Source organism: Flavobacterium sp. FG139, from assembly GCF_057809695.1.
This window is the reverse complement of record NZ_JBMDKL010000006.1, coordinates 63,487-84,688: the sequence shown is the minus strand read 5'-3', so window position 1 is coordinate 84,688 and position 21,202 is coordinate 63,487. Positions and strand designations below refer to the sequence as shown.

Below are 21,202 nucleotides of genomic sequence, written 5' to 3'. Positions count from 1 at the left end.
GCTAAAAAGCCAACAAAAGGCACTTTATAAAACGTTAAAATTCAAAATAGTAATTAAAATTGGAAATCATTTTTGCATATATAATAAATAATTGTACTTTTGCACTCCCTTAATTGGGAATGGAATGTTTAATTAAAATAAATTATTGTGAACACATTAAGCTACAAGACAGTTTCAGCAAACAAAGCCACAGCAGACAAGCAGTGGATTGTTGTAGATGCTGAAGGTCATAACTTAGGTCGTTTTGCTTCTAAAGTTGCGATGCTTTTAAGAGGTAAATACAAACCAAGTTATACACCGCACGTTGACTGTGGAGATAACGTAATTGTTATCAACGCAGAAAAAATCAACCTTACTGGTAACAAGTTAGATGACAAAACGTACATCAGACACACAGGTTACCCAGGAGGACAAAGAAGTTTAACTGCTAAAGTAATGCAACAAAAAAATCCTGCATTATTAGTAGAAAAAGCTGTAAAAGGAATGCTACCTAAAAACAAATTAGGTGCTGAGTTATTCCGCAATTTGAATGTAAATGTTGGTACTGAGCACAAACACGCTGCTCAACAGCCAAAAACCGTAAACCTTAACGACTTAAAGTAATGGGAGTTATTCACAAAATCGGTAGAAGAAAATGTGCTGTGGCACGTGTCTATGTTTCTGAAGGAACAGGAAAAATCACCGTAAACAAAAGAGAATTTAACAACTACTTCCCAACAGCTACTTTACAGTACAAAGTATTACAACCAATGTCTATGACAAACAACGTTGAAAACTTTGATGTAAAAGTAAATGTATATGGTGGTGGTTCAACAGGTCAAGCAGAAGCTGTGAGAATGGCTATTGCTAGAGCAATGTGTGAGGTAGAAGCTGAAAACAGAGCTATCCTTAAACCAGAAGGATTACTAACAAGAGATCCAAGAATGGTAGAACGTAAAAAATTCGGTCAGAAAAAAGCACGTAAGAGATTTCAATTCTCTAAACGTTAATATTCGATTTTTATCAGAATATTTTTTCAACACCATTTTTACAATTAAAATTGAATTAAAAACAAAGTTGTCGATATTCCTTATCAAAAGGGAATTAGTTTAGCATCTAAATTTTCAAGACATACCGAAAGTGACTACTTGAAAATTGCTAATCACGGAACGTAAACTATTACACAATGGCAAACAAGATTGACGTTAAAGAATTATTAGAGGCAGGTGTTCACTTTGGACACATGACTCGTAAATGGGACCCAAACATGGCTCCTTACATTTATATGGAACGTAATGGTATTCATATCATTAACCTATATAAAACAGCTGCAAAAATTGAAGAAGCTAACGAAGCTATGAAAAAAATTGCAGCATCTGGTAGAAAAATACTTTTCGTAGCTACCAAAAAACAAGCAAAAGATATTGTTTCAGAAAAAGCATTAGCTTGTAACATGCCGTACATCACAGAAAGATGGCCTGGTGGTATGTTAACAAACTTCGTTACTATCCGTAAAGCTGTTAAAAAAATGGCTACTATTGATAGAATGAAAAAAGACGGAACATTCATGACACTTTCTAAAAAAGAAAGACTTCAAGTTGATCGTCTTCGTGCGAAATTAGAGAAAAACTTAGGTTCTATCGCTGACATGTCTAGATTACCTGCTGCATTATTTGTAGTGGATATCAAAGCTGAACACATCGCAATAAAAGAAGCACAAAAATTAAACATTCCAGTTTTCGCAATGGTTGATACTAACTCTGATCCACGTGAAGTAGATTACGTTATCCCAGCCAATGATGATGCTTCTAAATCAATTGACAAAATTTTGACTTTAGTAACTGATGCTGTAAAAGACGGATTAGCAAACAGAACTTCTGATAAAGAAGCTGATGATGCTACAGAAGTTGAAGCAGTAGAAGTTGTTGCCGCTCCTGAAGTTGCTGCCGTTGTTGAAACTGCTGCTCCTGAAGTGGAAGCTGCTGAAGAAACTAAATCAGAAGAATAAAACAAAACAATTACGAATTATGAATTGTGAATTGCGTATGTTTTGCGTAATTCGTAATTCGTAATTCGTAATTTCTTTTAAAAGAATTTTTTAATCTTAAAATAAAAAACAAAATGGCAACAATTACTGCTGCAGACGTAAATAAATTAAGAACAATCACAGGTGCAGGGATGATGGACTGCAAAAAAGCATTAGTAGAAGCTGATGGAGATTTTGATTTAGCAATCGAAAACCTTAGAAAAAAAGGTCAAAAAGTGGCTGCTAACAGATCAGACAGAGAATCTACTGAAGGTGCTGCTATTGCAGTTGTAAATGCTGATAAAACATCTGGTGTTGTAATCACATTGAACTGCGAAACTGACTTCGTTGGAAAAAATGAAGGTTTCGTAAAATTAGCTACAGATTTAGCTAATCAAGCTTTAAACTATGATACTAAAGAAGCCTTTTTAGCTTCAGATTTTAATGGTATCACTGTTGCTGACAAATTAATTGAGCAAACGGGTGTAATTGGAGAAAAAATTGAAATCGCTTCTTTCGCTAGATTGAATGGTGCTTTTGTTGGTTCTTACATTCACGCTGGTAATAAAATTGCGGTTTTAACTGCTTTATCTGCTAATGTTGAAGGTGCTGAAGAAGCTGCTAGAAACGTAGCAATGCAAGCTGCTGCAATGAATCCAATTGCTTTAGATGAAGCTGGTGTTGATGCCTCAATCATTGAAAAAGAAATTGAAATCGCTAAAGACCAATTGCGTCAAGAAGGAAAACCAGAAGCTATGTTAGACAATATCGCTAAAGGTAAAATCCAACGTTTTTACAAAGACAATACTTTAGTAAACCAAGATTATATTAAAGATGGTTCGATGAGTGTTGCTGCTTATGTAAAATCGGTTGACGGCGGATTAACTGTTACTGGATTTAGCAGAGTTGCTTTAGGATAATTTTAAAGACAACATACGAAGTACGAAGTACAACGTATCTACAATAGAAAACCTCGTTTCTTAATTGAAATGAGGTTTTTTTATTGCATTACATTTTACGATAATCAGTTCTACACTAAAAAAGCATGATAATTAAACAACTATTAAAATCTAAACTCCGTTTTAGGATTCACAAATTTATTTCTATATTTATTGAAATTTATGGATTGCCAATGCTGGTCTTGAACCTACATCATTAGTTTTATTATAAACCTAACACTTTTATACTCTTGAAAAAATCGCTATTCCTTTTATCGCTCCTATGCTCTTCCCTATTATTGGCACAAAAAGAAAAAACGTTGTTTTGGGAAATCTCGGGCAACGGATTGACTAAAAACTCGTATTTATATGGCACGATGCACGTAAACGACAAGGTTTCGTACCATCTTTCGGATGCTTTTTTTAAACATCTTTTAAATTCTGATATTGTTAGTAACGAAAGTGATCCCGAGACTTGGGATGAAATTATTGGTTTAATTAAAAAAAATTCGTTGGAATCGCCGTATAATTTTTACCGTTCCTTTTATATGAATCCGGTTAAAAAAGAAACGATTGGAACCTCTTTTGAGAATACCAACTATTTTACCAACATGCTTTCGGGTATCGAAGGAGCACAAGCCGATTTTCAAGAAAATACCGTTTTGGATATGTTTATCTATCAAACGGGTAGAAAATACAAAAAACGCATAGTCGGTTTAGAAAGCGCTAAAGAATCGATTCTTTCCATCATGAGAATCAATCCCGATGAAGCCAAACCCGACGATAAAAACATTGAAAAGTTAATGAAGCTAATGAAAAATGGCAACTTCAATGAAACGTTGAAAAACTATTATCGAGAAAAAGACATCGTGATGTTGGATTCTATTTATAAATTGATGTTTTCTAAAAAAGTACATAACGTATTGATCGGCAACAGAAACGTTATTATGGCAAAAAGCATCGATTCGCTTGCACGAACTGGTAGCTTATTTTCTGCTATTGGCGCGGCGCATCTGGCAGGAAAAGAAGGTGTTATTCAACTCTTGCGAAATAAAGGCTACACGGTAACACCAATTATTGATGTTATTTCGGAAGATGGCCAAAAACAAAAGAAAGCAATTGAAGATTTTTTTCCAAATCCAGGATTTACGATTTCTTCCACAACAGATGAAATGGTCAAAATGCCCTTGAATAAGAAAATTATTCGGAATGATGAAAATATTGGATCGCCAGATTTTACTAACGGTGGTGCCATAAACATCAAACGAATACCGCTAAATTCTTTTCTCGACAAGAAGAATGAACTCTATAATCCGAAGTCGTTGGACAGTTTGTTTTTTGAAAATATTGCTGGCGAAATAGTGGAAAAAAACGCAATAAAAGACGAGAATTATGTAGGTTACGACATCAAAAATACCACCAAAAACGGCAACAATCAGCATTGGCGATTTTACATCACACCATTAGAATTAATTACGGTTTCGATGACTGGTCCGGGCAACTACACCAAACAATTTGACAAAGAAATTTTTGACAAAATCAAGATTAAATCTATTAAAAATACATGGGAAAAAGTTACCCCAAAAAAAGGCGGTTTCTCTGTTGTTGTTCCTTCGTTTAACTTAGTGTATGGAAATGATCAAGACGAAGTAAAAAACACCGACATTCAAGCCTATGATGCCAACGAAAAAGCGTATTATTTTCTGTCTGAACGTACACTCAACAGCACACAAGAATTGGAAGATACTGAGTTTGAATTGAAACAAATGCACTATGAATTTTACCTTCAACACGAAATAGATTCAACCAAAACCAATTATGATACGTTGCGAAAATCGTTTACATCCGAATCTAAAATTGGCACTAAAACGATTAAATTGAAATCGGTCATTCATGGCGAAAAGTATTATTTATTAGGAACCGTAAATTCGTCTGATGCCAATACGAATAAGTTTTTCGACTCATTTCAGGAAGAAAAATTCAATTACCTAGCCGAAGCAAAAACGTATAACGATACGGTTGCCAAACTTCAAATAGATATTCCTAAGAAACAAAACGAAAACCTGTTTTTAGACTTAAACCAAGAAAGAAGAGCATGGAAAAGCAAAAATGCTTTCATTTCTAAATCGGTAGAACATACTTTCTATTCAGAATCTGGAAAATCGGTAGATTTAGAATATTACAAATACCATCGCTATGAATATGTACAAAACTTAGATTCCATAAAAAGTGATTTTAGAAAAACCTTTCTTAAAGAATCGTTGTTTACAGAAAATCCATACGAAGATGAGTATGATGACGATTATGAAGACTCTACTACAAGTGTTTCTTTATTGAATTATGATTTCAATAGCCGAAAAGGATTCACCAAATCACAATGGAATAAAATTATGGATGACAAAGAAGATCGTTATGAGATTATTAGCGAATCAACTTCTTACGATAAAGAGAAAAACATACATGTTTTTGAAGCCTTAGTTTCTCGTCCAAAAGCGACTCAAGCTATAAAATATAAGGTGTTTTTTAACGGAGATTCCAACACCCAATTAACGGCCTTGGTTGATAGAAATTATAAAAATGACGATTCGTTTATAGAGAAAACCTTCAATTCTGTTGTTTTTAAAGAAAAGAATGCCACTTCTGTTTTTGATGATAAATTAAAAGTTTTCATGGAAGATGTGATGAGTGAAAAAGACACCATTCGTTATTCGGCGATGAATTCGGTTTTTCAATTAAAAATCAACAAAGAAGATTTTGACACAGTGACTAATTTCATAGACTCTTTTCAGTTTAAAGACAGTGAATTAAACGCTTTGGAAATTCTTATTAAAAAAATAGGCGAAATTGAAGATCCTCGTGTAATTCCGTATCTCGATGGGTTATACAAGAAAGATGATGCTAAAACAGCTGTTCAAATTAGTGTTTTGGAAGCACTTACTCATCAAAAATCAAAATCAGCTTACAAAAAAATAGCCGAATTATTAGCTTACGATTTACCGCTTTCCGATAATGAGTATGAAATCAAAAACCTGTTTTCTAGCTTTGAAGAAGATTTGGAAAACAGCAAAACACTGTTCCCAGAAATCTTCCAATATTACAGCATTAAGGAATACAATGCGCCAATCATTAATTTCTGCAATACCCTTTTTGATGCCAATGTAGTTCCTGCAAAAAAACTAAATTCGTTTAGAAAAATCATCGAAACCAACGCCAAATTAGAATACAAAAGAATTGCCAGTTGGAAAGAAAAAAACCCGATTGAAGACGACGACAAAGCCTCTGCTGCGGATATCGTTAAAAAAGCAATGGCAGCAGTTACTAATGCTTCAAACGAAGATGAAATACAAGAAGTGGTAGATTATTCTGAATCTGTTGAAACCTCTGAAGCTCCAGTTGCCGACTTACTCAATTACATGAGTTTACTTTCTAATTTTCCAGAAAATACTGATTCAAAGGCATTACTAACTAAAATAAAGAAGCTTGATATTCCGCAGTTGAATGTAGAGTTACTCCGATTGGGAATAATCAACAACACGTATTCTGATGCCGAAATTCAGGAAGCTTTAAACAATTCTAAAACCAAATACATCACCGTTCAATTGCTATTGAACCAAGACAAAAAAAGCTTTATAGAACATATCGAAGACGACGAAATTGCCAAAGCAGCGGTCATTAATTTTGAAAACCTTAAAGAAAAAGATGCTATTTCATTACTAGAAAAACAAGTTGTAGCCAATAATGGAAAAGAAATCACGTATTTTTTCTTCGAAATTGTTAGAAAAGTCGACAAAGATGAAGTAGCCAAAAAAGAATTGTATCCAATTGCTTTCATCAATGACGGCAAAAAAATCAATGCTTTAGCTTACAAAGTATTTAGTTCTGAAAACATTTCGGAAGACGATGATGTTAAGAAAAAGTGCGCCGAAATTATCACCGAATCCTTAAATGAAAAACACTCGAGAGCTTCTTTTAAGAAACAAAAAGATGAAAATATAAATTTCCCTTTAGAAGATTATTAATATCTATGTTTAGATCTAGAAAAGATACCGTTTATGTTATTCTTGCTGGAATATTTATTACCAATGCTGTAGTAGCAGAACTTATTGGTGGTAAATTAATTGATGTTTTTGGCGTTCCGATGAGTATCGGAATTTTGCCTTGGCCGATTGTTTTTGTCAGCACCGATTTGATTAATGAATATTTTGGCGAAAAAGGAGTTCGAAAACTATCCCTAATTACGGCTTCTTTAATTGCCTACACCTTTTTGATATTATATTTTGCCATAAAAATTCCGTCCACCGGCATCAGTTCGGTCAGCACCGACCAATTTAAAGCGGTTTTCGGACAAAGCCAATGGATTATTGTTGGAAGTATCGTAGCGTTTTTAGTATCGCAATTAATTGATGTAACGTTATTTCATTTCGTAAAGAAAAAAACAGGAGACAAAATGATTTGGTTGCGAAGCACAGGTTCTACTGTAATTTCACAACTATTTGACAGTTTTATCGTATTGGGAATTGCCTTCTGGGCCACTGGTATAATGACAACCGAACAATATCTAAAATCGGGAATAACGGGTTATTTTGTGAAATTAATTATTGCCATTTTAATGACGCCTATGATCTATTTAGGCCATTCACTAATTGAAAAATACTTGAAAAAAGATGCAAACTAAAATTCGATGTGCTTGGTGTGAAAAAGACGATTTGTATCGTGATTACCATGATAACGAATGGGGAAAACCTGTTTATGACGATGATAAATTATTTGAGTTTTTAATTCTAGAAACATTTCAAGCTGGTTTGAGTTGGTACACTATTTTGAAGAAAAGAGAAAACTTTAGAACTGCTTTTGATAATTTCGACTATAAAAAAGTGGCCAATTATGATGAAGTAAAAATCCAAGAATTACTTCAAGATGCAGGAATCATTAGAAACCAATTGAAAGTTAGAGGCACGATTTCTAATGCTATTGCTTTTATAAAAGTGCAAGAAGAATTCGGAAGTTTTTCGAAATACATTTGGGCATTTACCGATGGGAAACCAATTGATAACAACAGAAAATCACTAAGAGAAGTTCCGGCAACGACGCCACTTTCAGACGCAATTAGTAAGGATTTAAAGAAACGCGGCTTCAAGTTTGTGGGCTCAACAGTAGTGTATGCTCACATGCAAGCCACAGGAATGGTAAATGACCATATAGAAGATTGCTGGACGAAACGTTAATTTTCAATTGCAGTTTTCAGTTTTTCATTCAGAAATCTCATTCCATTTACGATTTTAATATTGATTTTAAATTGTATCTTTATTAGATAATTAATCAATCATGTTTCGCCACAAAGGAAGTAGAAGAACCTATTTACACAATTTGCGATTAGCCTCCAATCTATCATTTATTGCGGGTATTGTAAATATTGCTGGTGTGCTTTCTGTGGCTACATTAACTACAAATGTCACAGGTCATTTTGCTTATTTTGCTGAAGAAGTTTCATTAAAAAATTATTCAAAGTCAATAACCTTTTTACTTTTTATTTTCTTTTTTCTTGTTGGTGCATTTGTTTGTAACACTTTAATTGAAATTATATCAAAAATTAAACCCCGAATTGCTCATGCTTTTCCAATGGGAATTGAAGTCTTAATTTTGACAATTGTAGGTTTGGGATGTGTTACCCATCAAGAACATATTGCTTATTTATTGCTCTTTGCGATGGGAATTCAAAATGCCTTGGTTACTCAAATTTCTCAATCCGTTGTAAGAACAACACATCTTACTGGATTATTTACAGATTTAGGAATTGAATTGTCACAACTTTTATTTTATAAGAAGCCCGAAGAAAAAACTCGATTAAGAAGAAGTGTTTTTCTCCGACTTTCCATTATTTTCTTTTTCTTTTTAGGGTGTGTTCTTGGCGGATTTTTATTTGAAAAATTCAAATTGAAAATACTGCTTTTTGCAGCTTTATCCCTTACTATTGCTTTATTATTCGACAATATTGTGATCTATTATCATTTAACTAAAAGAAAAATAAAATCGAGTTTTCATGACGAAGATGAGAATTAAGAGTTTAGTATCATCATAAAAGTTGCTCTTGAGATTTCAAAAGCACCCAATTTTTCTAAATGATCATTGTGCACTTGACAGTCTAATAGCTTATAATTATTGGTTTTTAAGTAGTCTATCAACTTCACAAAAGCCACTTTACTAGCATTTGGCACTTTAGAAAACATGCTTTCACCACAAAAAACATGACCTAAATCTACACCATACAATCCGCCAACCAGTTCGTTATTTTGCCAAACTTCAAACGAGTGGGCTTTACCCAAACGATGCAATTTTGTATATGATTCTATGATGTCATTGGTAATCCAAGTACCTTCTTGGCCTTTACGAGCAATCGTTTGACAATTCGAAATCACGGCCTCAAAATTTTTATTCATAGTAACCTCAAAAATATTTCTGTTGATGATATTTCGAAGACTTTTGGAAACCTTATAATCGTGTGGATTGACTACCATTCGCTCGGGCGGTGACCACCATAAAATAGGCTCATCGTCGTTAAACCATGGGAAAATTCCGCTATGATAAGCCAACAGTAATCGCTCTACCGACAAATCACCACCCAAAGCCAAAATCCCTTCGTAGGAAGCTTCATCAACTGGTGGAAAATAGAGTTCTTTGGTTAGAAAATACATTTTTGAGAAAATAGAAAAAAGAAGAAAGAGAAAAGATTTAGTAAGCAAAAGCCATTCTAAAATTTACAAAAAATTAGAATGGCAGTCTTTATTCTTTACTTTATTCTCCTGTTAGAAAGGCAAATCGTCGTGTTCTTCTTCTTTAAAATTCGTTGCTGGTGCAAATGCTTCTGCTGCTGGCATTGGAGGCATTTGTTGTGCAACTGGAGCTTCTGTTTGTAATTTTTCAATTCTCCAACCTTGGATAGAATTAAAATATTTAGTTTCTCCTTGTGGGTTTACCCATTCTCTACCTCTTAAATTGATAGAAACTTTTACCGCTTCACCGGGAGTATAATTATTTAACAAATCGCATTTATCTTGAGTAAATTCAATCATAATGTGTTGTGGATACTGCTCATCTGTAGTTACCACTAACTCTCTTTTTTTAAACGAAGCACTTACTTGTTGCTCTGCATTAATCACTTTTACTTTTCCTAAAACTTCCATAATATAATTGTTTATTGTTTGGCTAAAAGCACTTTCCATGCGGTTAGCACTTCATTTTTATCTAAATATTCTTTGGCTAATTGGTGTTTTTTCAGTTCATCATCGGCACTTAAAACTCCTTTTACTCCAAAATTTTGTTTTACAAATATAGTAATTTCTTCTTCGGTTGGCAAGGCTTCAACATTTCCTAATTTACCTAAATCGTTTCCGTCAAAAACAGTACTTTCTTTAACAAAATTTGGTATAGCATCCACACCAATTCCTAAAGTAGCCAATGGTTTTTCAACTTCAAACAATCCTTGATTGGCTCTTGAATACCAATTGCCACCTAGTCTTGAAACCAAATCAATTTTCACTGGATCGATGGTTCCATTAGCATCTAAAACAGCTTCATTGATGTGTATTTTTACGACTTCACAAATAATCAAATTTCCAGCACCACCTTCGGTTCCAAGAGCGATGATTTCGTTGACTTTACATTCCAATTGCACTGGGCTTTCGGCCACGCGATAGGGCTTTACAATTTCGGATGGAATCGGCGTTAATCCTGCTTTTTCAAATTCGTTCACTCCATCGGGATATTCTGTACTGGACAACGACATTTGCTGCACAATATCATAATTCACCACATTAATCACAACTTGTTTGGTATCTTGACAATTAATCAATGTGTGTTTAATGGAATTGTCTCGTACGCGTCGTGCTGGTGAAAAAACTAAAATTGGCGGATTCGAACTAAAGATATTAAAGAAACTAAACGGCGATAAATTGGGTTTTCCATTTTTATCTAATGTACTTGCAAATGCAATAGGTCGAGGTGCCACGGCACTTTGTAAATAACCTTGTAATTTTACAGGCGAAAGTTCTTTGGGATCGATTGTTAACATAAAGATTTAGTTTGCACAAAGATAGTAAATCGATGAGTACAGCAATTTGAATAATGGATACAATTTTGAAAAAAATCCTTACTTTTAAACAAAAATTTATACATGCAATTTTCCGAAAGACGAAACATTACACGCTGGATCATTATCATTGCATCGTTCTGCATTGTTTTGCTTATTTTATGGAATACGTATTCCTTTTTTCAAATCTTTAAAACGGAAGAACGCAACAAAATGGAGCAATGGGCACAAGCTCAAAAAACACTCATAAACTCTGATATCAATACCGACTTAGAGTTGCCTCTTAAAATCATCCAAGATGCTCGCATTCCGATTATTGTTACACAAGACAACAAAATAATTAATCACACCAATATTGATAACGACATTGAAAAAGATTCGTTAAAACTAAAAGCCTTTCTGGAAGAATTAAAATCGCAAAACGACGCTATTAAAATGGAATACCTGCCGGGTAAGTTTCAATACTTTTATTACGGCGATTCATCTTTGCTGAATAAATTAAAATATTATCCAATTGCCTTATTGCTGATTATTTTCTTGTTTGGCACTGTAGTTTACAATTTCTATCGAAGTACCAAAATGGCCACTCAAAACAAACTTTGGGCCGGAATGGCAAAGGAAACCGCGCATCAAATTGGGACACCTTTATCGTCATTAATAGGTTGGCTCGAAATTATGAAAGCCGATAATGTAGATGAAACCACGATTTCTGAAATTGAGAAAGACATCAACCGTTTGCAAATTATTACCGAACGTTTTTCTAAAATTGGATCGGAACCCATTTTGGAACAAAAAAATATTGTGGAAGAAACATTTAGATCGTTTGATTATTTAAAATCGCGTTTTTCTAATCAAGTGGAATTTAGTTTTACAGCACCCAACAATCCCATAATGGTTTTATTAAATCCAGAACTTCACAGTTGGACGATTGAAAATCTTATGAAAAATGCTATTGATGCAATGAAAGGTCGCGGAAAATTAAGTTTGGCGATAGAAAACGATGGACAGCATATAAAAATCAACGTTTCTGACAGCGGAAAAGGAATTCCGAAGAATCAATTTAGACGCGTTTTCGAACCTGGTTTTACCACCAAAAAACGAGGCTGGGGTTTGGGTTTGTCGTTAACTAAAAGAATCGTAGAAGAATACCACAAAGGAAAAATAAAAGTATTACAATCTGAAATTGACAAAGGAACTACCATGCAGATTTTGTACAAAAAAGCAAAGTAGTCTACTCTTTTCTTCGGTATTTTTTTACCTTGCTTTTTTGAAAAAACACAGCTTTTTCTCCATCCCATTTGTAAATTTCTTGCCATTCCTCAACATCAAAAATCGGATGAATAGCCTCTTCGTCTTGCGATTGACCTTCTTTAAAAACTTTTAGTATCATGTCGGGCTTTCCTCCTTTTTCTTTTGGAAAAATAAAATCTTCCGTATGATAGTAAATTCCGGCATCGCCTACAGCAAATTTACTTGGCAATTGTATCATTTTAGTGCCGTTCCAAGCGAAATAATAGAATAGTGATGCCACTCCGCACGCTTCTCCTTCAAAACTAATTCTGTATATATCCACCACATTTGTTAACCCTAAACCTCCTATTGCTTTGTTTTGAAAATAAGAACTTTCACCCAAACTTTCTTGAACTGTTTTTTGACCCAAAAACACATTTTGATCGTTTAAAACTTTAGCAGAAATGGAAAAAACATCCATACTGTCCTTCTTTCTAATTTCATATTTATCTAAGGTCGTTAGAAAGGTTAACCCTTTCTTTTTGGCATATCCCAACGCTATAAAGCCTTTCCACAGATACCCTTTAGAAATAGTACCTAATTTGTTTTGGTATTCAATTTCAACCCAAGACACATTCAGCCCTTTGATGGCATAATCAATATCCGTCGATTTGAGTACCGTTATCTCTTTTCCCATTTGAAGGGAATCCAACAAAGCCGCTTTAGTAGAAGGATTTTCTCTGACATAGCAATTGGCAACACCTACCATAGCTTTCCTATTTTCTTCGTTACTCCAGTAATAATTATGCGAACTTCTCTCTTGAGAAAACGCTCTTATTTGAGTAAGCAATACCAGTATTAATAAGGCTTTTTTCATATTTACAACAATAAAAACTCCACAAACTTACCGAAGAAACTGCAAATTTGTGGAGCTTGTTTAATTTTTTATTTTACAAATTATTTTGAATTGCTTTGGCTAAATCCTCAAAGGCTTCTTTGGTTAAAGCAACTTTGTTTTGAAAACGCATTTCATCCATTTCGTTTAGCGGAATCAAATGAACGTGTGCATGCGGCACTTCCAACCCAATTACTGCCATTCCAATTCGTTTACAAGGCACCGTTTTTTCTAGTGCTATTGCGATTTTTTTTAAAAATGCCATCAACGCCAAATACAAATCGTCTTCAATGTCAAACAACTTATTGATTTCTTGTTTCGGAATACACAACGTGTGTCCTTTGGCATTGGGATTCACATCTAAAAATGCCAAAAAATTATCATCTTCAGCGATTTTATAACATGGAATTTCTCCGTTGACTATTTTGGTGAAAATACTCGACATGATTAGTCTCTTGAAATTTCTAACACTTCAAATTTCAACGTACCATTAGGTACCGTGATTTCTGCTATTTCTCCTACAGATTTCCCTAACAAACCTCTACCAATTGGAGAAGTTACCGAGATTTTTCCTGTTTTTAAATCGGCTTCACTTTCGGCAACTAAAGTATATTTTAGTTCCATTCCGTTGGCTTGATTTTTAATTTTTACGTTTGATAATACCAAAGCTTTAGACAAATCTAAATTACTTTCGTCAATCAATCGTGCATTAGAATACACTTCTTCCAATTTAGCGATGCGCATTTCCAACATTCCTTGCGCTTCTTTGGCAGCATCGTATTCTGCATTCTCAGACAAATCGCCTTTGTCTCTGGCTTCTGCTATGTCTGCTGATGCTTTAGGGCGCATCACACTTTTTAAATGATCTAATTCTTCTTTTAATTTTTTCAGTCCGTCTGCTGTGTAATAAGATACAGTGCTCATAATTTCATTTCTTTATTTACTGCTATTCTAAAATTCAAATTGTTAAATAGTAGTTATTATTTGGATTGTAGTATATCAAAAACTACCTTTTAGTCGTTATCATAAAATAGAAAAAATCCCATCGCAACGGGATTTCTTTTTTCAAAGATATATAATTTGTATATTAAATTCCTACTTTTGTATGATAATGAAATACAAAGTTAACGAAATTAATTTTTTTTGAACCAATCTTTTGCTAATTTTTTTAAAATGAAAAAGACACTGTTACTAATTGCATTTTCTGTTGTGTTGTTTGGGTGTTCTAAAGACAAATTCAACAACAATAACCCATATTTACCCAACTATGCTTTTTCAATGGATCTCAACACTAATTTACCGAGTTATTCCAATTTGAAATTTACCGGAAATGCAGTACGAGTTTATCCCACAAATGGCCCATCCAAAGGTGTTATTGTTTTTAATACCGGAAGTACTTATAATGCTTTTGATGGTGCATGCCCTAATCAAGCTTTGAGCACTTGTTCTTTATTAACAATTAGCGCTTCTAATGCCAATTGCCCTTGTTCAAGCGAAAACTACAATCTATATACGGGTCAAGCGCCCGGAAAAGAATATCCTTTAAAACAATACCGCGTTGAAGTAAACGGTGATGTTGTTAGGGTGTACAATTAAGAGAAAAGCCAAGTCAGAAATACTAACTTGGCTTTTTTTATTAAAAACTATTTCTAAAATTTTAACGTCAATCCCAACAAGAAATTTCGTCCTGCTTGCGGATAATAGTACGGATATACATCATACATATACCCGTTAGAAATGTATTTTTTATTGAAAGCATTGTTCATCAATCCAGTGAATACAATCGATTGGAACACCGATTTTGGTTTGATTTCATACGATACATTCACATCATTCACGAAATAATCGGGTAAACGAGCTTCTTGTAATTCGATGTTGTTCAAATACTGCTCGCCTACAAATTTAGACAGTAAGGACAATTGTAACTGTTCTGTTGGTTTGTAAACAAATATATTTCCTGCCACTACATTTGGTGAATACGCAATATTTTTATTTCCGAAGTTTGTTCCGTCAACATTCAAATCGACATTTTTATTTTGACTTATCGTAATATTTGGTCGAATAAACACTTGCTCTGAAAGTGAGATGGTCGCATCAACTTCCAATCCCAATCGGTAGCTTTTTTCACTATTCGAACGTATCGGATTTCCAACACCATCCAAGTTACCTGTTAAAATTAATTGGTCTTTATACGCCATATAATACACATTGGTATTTAATTTTACTTTTGTCGAAGCATAGCGCCAACCCAATTCGTAGTCATTCAATTTTTCAGGTTTCACGGTACCACCTTCGTAATCGGTTCGGTTGGGTTCGCGATTGGCTCTGGCATACGATACATACAAACTGTTTTTAGTGTCGATAGTATAATTCAAACCCGCTTTTGGATTGAAGAAATGGAACGTGTCGTTTACCAAATTAGCGCCTAAACCATTCGCTTTGTAATTCACGGTTCTGTATTGCAAATCGCCATAAAGGCTGAATTTTTCGGTCAGTTGATAGTTGATTTTTGCAAACACATTGCCATCCGTTTTATTACCGTAATCATCATAATAATGATCGCCCAATTCACTAGTAGAAGCATATCGTGCCCAAATTACTTTGCCAAAATGCTTTCCGTTGTATTTGTTCCAAGCGCCACCAAAAATAAAATCGACTTTGTCTTTTTTATAATTGGCTGAAAATGTAGTTCCATAAAAATCGTTGTCCAACCATTTTTGACGAATCAAATCAGTAGATGTTTGTCCGGCAACTGGCGTCAATCCATAATCGGCAAAATCGGCATCTTCTTTATAATTTTCATAATAGCCTTTCCCTTTGGTATAATGAACCGCTAGATTGGTGTTCCAAGTCGACGAAACTTTTTCATTCCAATGCAATTGGTAATGATCTTGTTGGTAATTATCAGTTTCATTATCGTAAAAACGCGTAGTTCCAAATTCATCGGTAAACATTCCAGCCGAATTGAACGTTCGGTTTCCGTTGAGCGTTTCGCCATCAATTCCATTCCAAGATTGGTAGGTTTTTTCGGTTCCACCAAAGGTCAATGCTTTGATGATAGTCGTTTTTCCAACATACGTTCCTTGTAGAAAATACGATCTTAAATTCGACGAACCTCGATCAATATAGCCATCCGATTTAATTTGAGACAATCTTCCAGCAATTTCAAAATGATTGTTCATCAAACCCGTACTGAATTTAACCGTGTTTTTTCTTGTGTTAAAACTACCTGCCGAATTGGAAATTTCACCCGAACTCTGTTTCGAATATGAGTCGGTCAACATGTTCAAACTCGCACCAAAAGCACCAGCGCCATTGGTTGAAGTCCCAACACCGCGTTGCAACTGCAAACTTTCTACCGACGAAGCAAAATCGGGCAAATCCACAAAATAGGTGCCGCTTCCTTCCGCATCGTTATACGGAATTCCGTTAATGGTTACGTTAACACGAGTGGCATCGCTTCCGCGGACGCGAATTCCGGTATAGCCCACACCATTTCCGGCATCAGAAGTAGTCACAACAGACGGCATAAAATTCATTAAAATTGGAATGTCTTGCCCCAGATTTCGAAATTTGAAATCTTTTTTAGTTAAATTGCTAAAACTAACAGGCGTTTTGGTCGTTACTCTAATTGCTGAAACTAGAACTTCATCGAGTTGTGTAACTTTGGTAGTGTCTTTGGCCTTTTCTTGACCAAAAGAATAAAAAGAGAAAAGAGAAAAGAGGATAGATGCCAAAAAATAGACTTTCGACTTTCGACTTTTAACGTTCGCCTTTTGAGTACATAAATTTTCCATTCGTAAAAAAATGTTACGAATAAAAAGAGGTAATTATTCTTGGTTAAAAATAAAAATGTTTGTTTCCTGTGACAAAGTTCAGCGTGCACTCTGTTTTGTCACTTTTCCCTAAACAGCATTACCTGTTCTAGGTTCATTGGGTATAATCTCAGCTCGCCATTTAGAGCACCCCTTTTGAGACGGTGCAAAGATAAGCGAATATCAATAACAATTGCAATAGTAATTTCAAAAATCAAATTCAAAGTTCAAATTCAAAAGTCAAGAAAATGTCTTTTGAACTTGAAATTGACTTTTGAGATTGAAGTTGATTTTTAGATTTACAACTCTGGTTTTTTTCGATTTTGTTTGATTTCAGAATTGGTTGATTTGTCTTTCAATCGTTTTTCGATAACCGATTTTGGAACTGAAGTGGGTTTTCTTTTTTTGGGAATCACTAAGGACTTGGTCATTAATTCCAAAAATCGTTTCGTTACAATCTCTTTGTTTTTCAGCTGACTTCGGTCTTCATCACAGTTTAAAATCAAAATATTTTCTAAAGTCAATTTGGATTTCAATTTGTTTACCAATAACTCTTTTTCTTCTTCTGAAAGGGCTTGAGAAGCATACAAATCAAAAGTAAGCACCACTTTAGACGACACTTTATTGACGTTTTGTCCACCAGCACCCGAGCTTCTTACGGCTTTAAAAGTGAGTTCTGAAATGATTTTTTCTTTGTCCATTTATGCTGAATTTATTTCAGTATCAATTAGTGTGGCGATTGGTGTGCCGGTTTCAACAAGTCGTTTACTGTTTTCACCGGATTGAATGTAATCAGTGGTACTTCTACAAAAACTGTAATCCATTTAGCCATAGCCCCATTCCATAGCCCCGGTAATTCAAAGGCCTTATAGGGTTTTCCGTTTTTATTTTTTTCAACCACAAAACCCGAATTGGCATCAATGAATTTCATTAAATCAAATTTTTGTCCGTTATAATTTTTAATACCGCATACTAAATCTACTGGATTAAAATGAGTGGCACTTCCAAATATTTTTACCTGACTTTCGTCTTTAGTATCAATTTGAGACGATTCTATAATTTGAAGAAAAATTTTCCCTTTTTTATCAGCAACCCAAAATGGACCACCGCCGGGTTCACCTTCATTCTTAACCATCCCACAAACGCGAATTGGACGATTTAAAATAGATTGAAGGTATTCTACTTTACTTTCTTTAGTATAGCGAGCAAAATCTTCTTTAATGGCAATATTTAATTTGGATTTGATATAATTTACCATCTCATTCAAATCATCGTTAGATACAGAATCAGAATTCAAAGTTCTCATAAACTTAAAAATCATTTCCTGATATTGGATGAGAATTCCTGCTAATGATTTTTTATACAAGGCAATAGTTTCTAGATGATTTTGAATCACATTATCGATGTTTTTAATAAAAATAACATCCGCATTTAGGTTATTCAAGTTTTCAATCAAAGCGCCATGTCCACCTGGGCGAAAAATTATGGCATCATTTTCATCTCTAAATGGGATTCCGTTTAAATCAACCGCAATAACATCAGTTGCTTTATGTTGGTAGGAAAATTTAATGTCAATTTTAATTTTCGATTGATTTTCAACTTTCTCTCTTACATCCTTTATAATCGTTTCAAACCCTTTTTGATGTTCTTCTGATACCGTAAAATGAAGGTTAGATCTTTCGTTGGAAGCCGCATAATAGGAACACTCATTCAAATGTTCTTCTATGGCGGTTGCGGTATGTGTTTCGTATTTATGAAAAGGTAAAACTCCTTTGGGTTTGTTGGCAAAATCAAAATACGATGAAGACAACATGGTTTTAATAAACCAATAATCACGGGTATCATTGTCCCATGAATCGAAATCGGAAACGGATTTTTTGGTCGTTTCTAAAATGTCTTTATAAAATGGAAATTTTTCTTTGGCGACTAAAAAAACAGATAAATTCTTCTCTTTTTTTCTGTTAATATAAGCGTTTATGGATTCTTCACCTAGTTTAAAATCATTGAGAAATTCGCTTAGAAATTTAAACATTCTACTCGCTGCACCCGAAGCTGGAACAAATTTTTTCAGTTTTAACTTATTTTTCTTTTCATCAAAAAAATTAGAATAATATTTTGCTTCGTCTTGCGACACTGCAATAATTCCATCATTTATTACAGCAGGCCGATCGAGATTGATCTTTGGAATGCCATTTTTAATGATATTAAACTGAAACTCGATGGTTTCTAAATTGATATTTCGATTGTAAATTTGAACAAAATCATAGGAATTTAAACCTAATTTTTTAGCTTTAACCAAATCATTGATTATTCTCAACGCTTTCTCAAAACGTTCTTCAACACTTCCAGAAAGTTTGATATAAGGCTTATTATAATCCATTAATGCTTTTTCAAAAATGGCTAAAGTTGTTTCTCGATCTTCAGGTTTGTCTCTTAAATCGTCTTTCTCCCATGGCACATCAACATCGGTAAGAAAAAACAAATCGTATTTATGTTTTTTGGCGGCTTTTTCCAAAACAGGATCGCAAGAACCATAGTAAATATCTGAAAAGACTTTGGTTACCAATAAATTAGTATCACAAAACAAAAAAGTATTTGCTTTAGAAAGTGCTTCATTTTCTAATTTGGTTTGTCCAATAGCAATGGGTAATAAATCTTCTTGTTGGCAGATCTCTTGTTTGGAATCCCATTTTTCTTGAAGGTAATCACGTGCAAATTCAGGTATCCAAACGGTGTTGAATTCCAATGCTAATTGTTGAGCTAAAGTAGTTTTCCCAGTAGATTCTGGACCGTACAAAGCTATTTTAATTACTTCTGTATGTTGTTGTTTAAGATTTTCTTCCATTCAAGGTATGCTAACACTGCTAAAATTGTAAAAATTAGATATTGTACCGATAACATTCCCAGTCCTCTGTAGGCAAATAAAGGCACCGCAATGATATCTCCCAAAATCCATAACGACCAGTTTTCTATTTTTTTAAGCGCCATATACCACATGGCTGTAAAAAATATTCCTGACGTAAAAATATCAATATAATTAGGAATTTCAAGTTTATAATTGAAAAAAACATAAACTAAATACGTAATGAACATAGTTAAAATAAACAGTCCAATTCCGATTATTTTTTCTTTCAAAGTAGTTCGTGTAATTTTTAAATCGGGCACCGATTTTTTGGAAGCCCACATATACCAACCGTAAACACTCATTATGGAATAATACACATTCATGGTCATGTCTCCAAAGTATTTCGCTTGATACAGTAAATAGACCGTAATTACTGTTGAAATTAAACCCGTTGGATAGACCCAAATATTTTCTTTTTTCGCACAAAAAACGCTTATGATTCCGAATACAAAGGCCAAAAACTCCAAAACAATTTGAAAAACAGAAGCATCTTTGTATTGAGAAATAAAAAAATCAAGCATTAGTTAAAAAAATTTAAGTCGTTTTCAAAAGCCGTTCCAATAACCACCACATCGGCACCCGCTTGGTATGCCGCATCCATTTCAGCTTTAGAACGAATGCCACCACCAACTAGTATGGGAACATTGATGTTTTGGGAAACTAGTGAAATCATTTCGGTTGGAACAGCCAATTTTGCACCACTACCCGCTTCTAAATAGATTAATTTATTTCCAATAAACACTCCTGCTTGAGCCGTTTGCACAACATATTCTGGATTATTTCGATCTAGAGGTTTGGTTTGACTCACACGTTCAACTGCAGTTTCACTTCCACTTTCAATTAATATATAACCTGTAGAAATGACTTCGAGATTGGTTGTGTTTAAGATAGGAACCGCATTAACCTGATGTTCAATTAAATAGTCTGGATTTCTACCAGACAACAAGGTTAAGAATAAGATTCCGTCTGCTTTATCTGAAATTTGTGATGGATTTCCGGGAAAAAGTAGAATTGGTACATTTATTTTGGATTTTAATTCGACAACTAATGCATCTAAATGTGTTCCGTTAAACGAACTTCCTCCAACCAAAATATGCGTTGCTGGTGATTGGTTTATTTTTTCAATTAAATGTGAAAGGTCTTCTAAAGCCAACTTATCTGGATCAAGAAGAATAGCAAGAAGTTTTTTGCCTTCAGCTTTTGAGTTTATAATATTTTGGTAGATGTTTGTCATTTTTCTAGCCACAGATAAAACGGATTTTACTGATTATCGCGGATTTATTTATTAGTATTTTCTTGGAAAGACGCAAGGTCGCAAGGATTATTAA

21 protein-coding genes are annotated in these 21,202 nt (G+C 34.1%); 10 read left to right on the top strand and 11 right to left on the bottom strand.

The features are described 5' to 3' along the window. The first annotated feature begins 147 nt into the window (after positions 1 to 147). From rplM to ACODSI_RS06720, 8 genes are all read left to right on the top strand, one after another. Positions 148 to 603: a 50S ribosomal protein L13 gene (gene rplM / locus ACODSI_RS06755; protein WP_488916076.1), complete on the top strand. Its 456-nt coding sequence runs from the start codon at positions 148 to 150 to the stop codon at positions 601 to 603. After that, the gene (gene rpsI / locus ACODSI_RS06750; protein WP_488916075.1) at positions 603 to 989 is read left to right on the top strand and encodes a 30S ribosomal protein S9; all 387 of its coding nucleotides are present in this window, start codon (positions 603 to 605) and stop codon (positions 987 to 989) included. The genes rplM and rpsI overlap by 1 nt, the downstream gene beginning before the upstream one ends. A gap of 176 nt (positions 990 to 1,165) precedes the next feature. Further along, on the top strand, positions 1,166 to 1,987 hold the full coding sequence (rpsB, locus tag ACODSI_RS06745) for a 30S ribosomal protein S2 (RefSeq protein WP_488916074.1): 822 nt from the start codon (positions 1,166 to 1,168) through the stop codon (positions 1,985 to 1,987). Between the two features lie 113 nt (positions 1,988 to 2,100). After that, positions 2,101 to 2,925, top strand: coding sequence for a translation elongation factor Ts (gene tsf / locus ACODSI_RS06740; protein ID WP_488916073.1), 825 nt, complete (start codon positions 2,101 to 2,103; stop codon positions 2,923 to 2,925). Positions 2,926 to 3,194: 269 nt separating this feature from the next. Continuing rightward, positions 3,195 to 6,962, top strand: a complete 3,768-nt coding sequence (locus ACODSI_RS06735) for a TraB/GumN family protein (RefSeq protein ID WP_488916072.1) — start codon at positions 3,195 to 3,197, stop codon at positions 6,960 to 6,962. 5 nt (positions 6,963 to 6,967) lie between these two features. After that, positions 6,968 to 7,618, top strand: a complete 651-nt coding sequence (locus ACODSI_RS06730; protein ID WP_488916071.1) for a queuosine precursor transporter — start codon at positions 6,968 to 6,970, stop codon at positions 7,616 to 7,618. Then, the gene (locus ACODSI_RS06725) at positions 7,608 to 8,168 is read left to right on the top strand and encodes a DNA-3-methyladenine glycosylase I (protein WP_488916070.1); all 561 of its coding nucleotides are present in this window, start codon (positions 7,608 to 7,610) and stop codon (positions 8,166 to 8,168) included. The genes ACODSI_RS06730 and ACODSI_RS06725 overlap by 11 nt, the downstream gene beginning before the upstream one ends. A gap of 100 nt (positions 8,169 to 8,268) precedes the next feature. Then, a complete protein-coding gene (locus ACODSI_RS06720) occupies positions 8,269 to 9,003 on the top strand; it encodes a YoaK family protein (protein ID WP_488916069.1) in 735 nt (244 codons plus the stop codon). Here ACODSI_RS06720 and aat read toward each other — a convergent pair. The 3 genes from aat to ACODSI_RS06705 all read right to left on the bottom strand — a co-directional run bounded on the left by aat (position 9,000) and on the right by ACODSI_RS06705 (position 11,011). After that, complete coding sequence (gene aat, locus ACODSI_RS06715; protein ID WP_488916068.1) at positions 9,000 to 9,635, bottom strand: leucyl/phenylalanyl-tRNA--protein transferase; 636 nt, start codon at positions 9,633 to 9,635, stop codon at positions 9,000 to 9,002. The genes ACODSI_RS06720 and aat overlap by 4 nt on opposite strands. A 111-nt stretch (positions 9,636 to 9,746) precedes the next feature. Continuing rightward, positions 9,747 to 10,124 (bottom strand): DUF3127 domain-containing protein, encoded by a 378-nt coding sequence (locus ACODSI_RS06710; protein ID WP_488916067.1) that lies wholly within the window; start codon positions 10,122 to 10,124, stop codon positions 9,747 to 9,749. Between the two features lie 11 nt (positions 10,125 to 10,135). After that, positions 10,136 to 11,011 (bottom strand): flavin reductase family protein, encoded by an 876-nt coding sequence (locus ACODSI_RS06705; protein WP_488916066.1) that lies wholly within the window; start codon positions 11,009 to 11,011, stop codon positions 10,136 to 10,138. Between the two features lie 102 nt (positions 11,012 to 11,113). Here ACODSI_RS06705 and ACODSI_RS06700 point away from each other — a divergent pair, with 102 nt between their 5' ends. After that, on the top strand, positions 11,114 to 12,259 hold the full coding sequence (locus ACODSI_RS06700; RefSeq protein WP_488916065.1) for a sensor histidine kinase: 1,146 nt from the start codon (positions 11,114 to 11,116) through the stop codon (positions 12,257 to 12,259). Position 12,260: 1 nt separating this feature from the next. Here ACODSI_RS06700 and ACODSI_RS06695 read toward each other — a convergent pair whose 3' ends face one another. From ACODSI_RS06695 to greA, 3 genes are all read right to left on the bottom strand, one after another. Beyond that, complete coding sequence (locus ACODSI_RS06695; protein ID WP_488916064.1) at positions 12,261 to 13,136, bottom strand: SH3 domain-containing protein; 876 nt, start codon at positions 13,134 to 13,136, stop codon at positions 12,261 to 12,263. A 73-nt stretch (positions 13,137 to 13,209) separates the two neighbouring features. Next, a complete protein-coding gene (locus ACODSI_RS06690) occupies positions 13,210 to 13,599 on the bottom strand; it encodes an HIT family protein (RefSeq protein WP_488916063.1) in 390 nt (129 codons plus the stop codon). Positions 13,600 to 13,601: 2 nt separating this feature from the next. Next, positions 13,602 to 14,078 (bottom strand): transcription elongation factor GreA, encoded by a 477-nt coding sequence (gene greA / locus ACODSI_RS06685; RefSeq protein WP_481790762.1) that lies wholly within the window; start codon positions 14,076 to 14,078, stop codon positions 13,602 to 13,604. Positions 14,079 to 14,327: 249 nt separating this feature from the next. Here greA and ACODSI_RS06680 point away from each other — a divergent pair, with 249 nt between their 5' ends. Next, complete coding sequence (locus ACODSI_RS06680; RefSeq protein WP_488916062.1) at positions 14,328 to 14,750, top strand: Rieske (2Fe-2S) protein; 423 nt, start codon at positions 14,328 to 14,330, stop codon at positions 14,748 to 14,750. Between the two features lie 53 nt (positions 14,751 to 14,803). Here the strand turns inward: ACODSI_RS06680 and ACODSI_RS06675 are convergent, their stop codons facing one another. The 5 genes from ACODSI_RS06675 to ACODSI_RS06655 form a co-directional block, all read right to left on the bottom strand. Further along, positions 14,804 to 16,951 (bottom strand): TonB-dependent receptor, encoded by a 2,148-nt coding sequence (locus ACODSI_RS06675; RefSeq protein WP_488916061.1) that lies wholly within the window; start codon positions 16,949 to 16,951, stop codon positions 14,804 to 14,806. A gap of 317 nt (positions 16,952 to 17,268) precedes the next feature. Beyond that, the gene (gene arfB / locus ACODSI_RS06670) at positions 17,269 to 17,670 is read right to left on the bottom strand and encodes an alternative ribosome rescue aminoacyl-tRNA hydrolase ArfB (protein ID WP_488916060.1); all 402 of its coding nucleotides are present in this window, start codon (positions 17,668 to 17,670) and stop codon (positions 17,269 to 17,271) included. Between the two features lie 26 nt (positions 17,671 to 17,696). Next, entirely contained in the window at positions 17,697 to 19,814 is a 2,118-nt protein-coding gene (locus ACODSI_RS06665) for a DUF4301 family protein (RefSeq protein WP_488916059.1), read from the bottom strand. After that, positions 19,778 to 20,395, bottom strand: a complete 618-nt coding sequence (gene pnuC, locus ACODSI_RS06660) for a nicotinamide riboside transporter PnuC (RefSeq protein WP_488916058.1) — start codon at positions 20,393 to 20,395, stop codon at positions 19,778 to 19,780. Before pnuC ends, ACODSI_RS06665 begins: the two co-directional genes overlap by 37 nt. After that, the gene (locus ACODSI_RS06655; protein WP_488916057.1) at positions 20,395 to 21,108 is read right to left on the bottom strand and encodes a phosphoglycerol geranylgeranyltransferase; all 714 of its coding nucleotides are present in this window, start codon (positions 21,106 to 21,108) and stop codon (positions 20,395 to 20,397) included. Before ACODSI_RS06655 ends, pnuC begins: the two co-directional genes overlap by 1 nt. Between the last annotated feature and the right edge of the window lie 94 nt (positions 21,109 to 21,202).

Coding starts and splice junctions, on each gene's coding strand:
- pnuC (WP_488916058.1), bottom strand. CDS start 20,395: ATGCTTGATTTTTTTATTTCTCAATACAAAGATGCTTCTGTTTTTCAA.
- ACODSI_RS06695 (WP_488916064.1), bottom strand. CDS start 13,136: ATGAAAAAAGCCTTATTAATACTGGTATTGCTTACTCAAATAAGAGCG.
- ACODSI_RS06705 (WP_488916066.1), bottom strand. CDS start 11,011: ATGTTAACAATCGATCCCAAAGAACTTTCGCCTGTAAAATTACAAGGT.
- aat (WP_488916068.1), bottom strand. CDS start 9,635: ATGTATTTTCTAACCAAAGAACTCTATTTTCCACCAGTTGATGAAGCT.
- ACODSI_RS06680 (WP_488916062.1), top strand. CDS start 14,328: ATGAAAAAGACACTGTTACTAATTGCATTTTCTGTTGTGTTGTTTGGG.
- ACODSI_RS06655 (WP_488916057.1), bottom strand. CDS start 21,108: ATGACAAACATCTACCAAAATATTATAAACTCAAAAGCTGAAGGCAAA.
- ACODSI_RS06710 (WP_488916067.1), bottom strand. CDS start 10,124: ATGGAAGTTTTAGGAAAAGTAAAAGTGATTAATGCAGAGCAACAAGTA.
- arfB (WP_488916060.1), bottom strand. CDS start 17,670: ATGGACAAAGAAAAAATCATTTCAGAACTCACTTTTAAAGCCGTAAGA.
- ACODSI_RS06665 (WP_488916059.1), bottom strand. CDS start 19,814: ATGGAAGAAAATCTTAAACAACAACATACAGAAGTAATTAAAATAGCT.
- rpsI (WP_488916075.1), top strand. CDS start 603: ATGGGAGTTATTCACAAAATCGGTAGAAGAAAATGTGCTGTGGCACGT.
- ACODSI_RS06730 (WP_488916071.1), top strand. CDS start 6,968: ATGTTTAGATCTAGAAAAGATACCGTTTATGTTATTCTTGCTGGAATA.
- ACODSI_RS06675 (WP_488916061.1), bottom strand. CDS start 16,951: ATGGAAAATTTATGTACTCAAAAGGCGAACGTTAAAAGTCGAAAGTCG.
- ACODSI_RS06725 (WP_488916070.1), top strand. CDS start 7,608: ATGCAAACTAAAATTCGATGTGCTTGGTGTGAAAAAGACGATTTGTAT.
- tsf (WP_488916073.1), top strand. CDS start 2,101: ATGGCAACAATTACTGCTGCAGACGTAAATAAATTAAGAACAATCACA.
- ACODSI_RS06720 (WP_488916069.1), top strand. CDS start 8,269: ATGTTTCGCCACAAAGGAAGTAGAAGAACCTATTTACACAATTTGCGA.
- rpsB (WP_488916074.1), top strand. CDS start 1,166: ATGGCAAACAAGATTGACGTTAAAGAATTATTAGAGGCAGGTGTTCAC.
- greA (WP_481790762.1), bottom strand. CDS start 14,078: ATGAGCACTGTATCTTATTACACAGCAGACGGACTGAAAAAATTAAAA.
- ACODSI_RS06700 (WP_488916065.1), top strand. CDS start 11,114: ATGCAATTTTCCGAAAGACGAAACATTACACGCTGGATCATTATCATT.
- ACODSI_RS06690 (WP_488916063.1), bottom strand. CDS start 13,599: ATGTCGAGTATTTTCACCAAAATAGTCAACGGAGAAATTCCATGTTAT.